Source organism: Nostoc sp. CHAB 5715 (genome assembly GCF_020829685.1).
In the GTDB taxonomy this organism is placed as follows: Bacteria; Cyanobacteriota; Cyanobacteriia; order Cyanobacteriales; family Nostocaceae; genus Nostoc.
In genome coordinates, this window is sequence record NZ_JAIVFR010001138.1 from 1 (window position 1) to 2,188 (window position 2,188).

Below are 2,188 nucleotides of genomic sequence, written 5' to 3' on the forward strand. Positions count from 1 at the left end.
CTTCCGCCTTGCGGTAGCAGTTTCACCCAATGTATTCCAAATACAGCAATATAAACTGACATAAAACACCTCTAGAATCAAATGGTGTAGATACCTCCATAACCAAAGGGTGTAGAGATTTAGATTCTAGAGGTGTTTTATGTCAGTTTATATTGCTGTATTTGGAATACATTGGGTGAAACTGCTACCGCAAGGCGGAAATAGTTCACTAATCTGAGTTTAAGCGTAAGTTTTACGCCTCCCTAACCCTCCCCGATGTATTGGGGAGGGAATTAGATTTCTTGTTTCCCCCCAATGCATCGGGGGGATTAAGGGGGGTAATTACCGTAGCCTTGGTAAGGAGAGGGATGTCTGTCAGGATGTGGTGGACTACTAGCCCCTTATTGAAGAAAGAGATTTGGGGACAAGTATGTTTCTTTAATCTTCCCAATTTTCATAGAACAAATGTACTAAATGATATGCTATAATTCCAATACTTTGATGTTGAAATCATAGTAGAAGATATGCTCTGGTTGCTTGCTTTCCTGAGTGCCAAAATTCACGGCATTAGTTGAGGGCAGTGGCTCTGGCAATTTGTACAAACTAAGCAGGTACAAGAGTCTAAAATAATTGAATCCTAAACTCGACTCGGTGCTACTAATTAACTTTGAAAGGCATTGAAGTCTATATTTCCATGTCTTACGAACCCCTGCACCAAAAATATCGCCCCAAAAGTTTTGCTGAACTGGTGGGCCAAGAGGCGATCGCTACCACCCTCACGAATGCGATCGGCACATCCAAAATTGCCCCCGCCTATTTATTCACTGGGCCTAGAGGTACGGGGAAAACTTCTAGCGCCCGGATTCTGGCTAAATCTCTCAATTGTCTCAAAGGTGATAAGCCGACTGCTGAACCTTGCGGCGTGTGTGAAGTTTGTCAAGGAATCACCAAGGGCTATGCCTTAGACATAATTGAAATTGATGCTGCTAGTAACACTGGTGTTGATAATATCCGCGAGTTGATTGAAAAAGCCCAGTTTGCTCCTGTGCAGTGTCGCTACAAGGTTTATGTAATCGATGAATGCCACATGCTCAGTACCCAGGCATTTAACGCGCTACTGAAGACATTAGAAGAACCACCGAGACACGTGGTTTTTGTGTTGGCGACAACAGACCCGCAACGGGTGTTACCAACGATTATTTCGCGCTGTCAAAGGTTTGATTTTAGACGCATTCAGTTAGAAGCGATGGTGAAGCATTTAAGTGCGATCGCATCTTATGAAAACATTCATATTTCACCCGATGCTGTAACCTTAGTAGCCCAACTTGCTCAGGGAGGGTTACGAGATGCCGAAAGTTTGCTCGACCAATTGGGTTTATTAGCGGGTGAAGTGACACCGGATAGAGTTTGGGATTTGGTGGGGACAGTAAGCGAACAGGACTTGCTGGGTCTTTTAAATGCGATCGCTCAAGATAAACCCGAAGCAGTTCTAGACTGTACTCACTACATTCTAGATCGTGGTCGAGAACCGCTAACTCTTCTGCAAAATCTCGCCGCCTTCTACCGCGATTTACTGATTGCTAAAACTGCACCTAATCGCCATGATTTGGTTGCTTGTACTCAGCAAACCTGGACAGCACTGGTTGAGTTTGCTCAATACTTCGATATGAGCGTGATTTTAGCAGGACAAAAACATTTGCGAGAAGCTGAAGTGCAAATTAAAAACAGCACCCAGCCGCGTTTGTGGTTGGAAGTAACATTACTAGGATTGTTACCTAGTGCGACGAATATTCAGCCACAAGCTCCAAGTGTCACCCAGCGAGTCAACACACCTGCTATATCTCCAAACTATCCTCCAGCAGTTGCCCAAAATCACGCAGTCTCTTCTTTACCGATAGCTGAACCGCAAACAAATCATAATTCTGCAAACGATCATGTAGCGGCTGCCCAAAATCAGCCCGTCACTTCATCTCCCCCAGTTGAACCGCAAACAAATCATAATTCTGCAAACGATCATGTAGCGGCTGCCCAAAATCAGCCCATCACTTCATCTCCCCCAGTTGAACCGCAAACAAATCACAATTCTACTGCTAACTTAGTTTCACCACCAACTCCAGAACCTGTATCAGTACCCGTGTCACCTGCGAACGTTGAACCAGTAATTTCAGAAGTTGTTGGTGAAAATAAGTTATCAGTAGAATTGTGATTT

The 2,188-nt window shown here is 44.2% G+C and carries 1 pseudogene; it reads left to right on the forward strand.

Features of this window, described 5'->3' with window-relative positions:
• Positions 1–673 precede the first annotated feature (673 nt).
• Positions 674–1,972 (forward strand): annotated as a pseudogene (locus LC574_RS36895) (DNA polymerase III subunit gamma/tau); the annotation flags it as partial.
• Positions 1,973–2,188 lie beyond the last annotated feature (216 nt).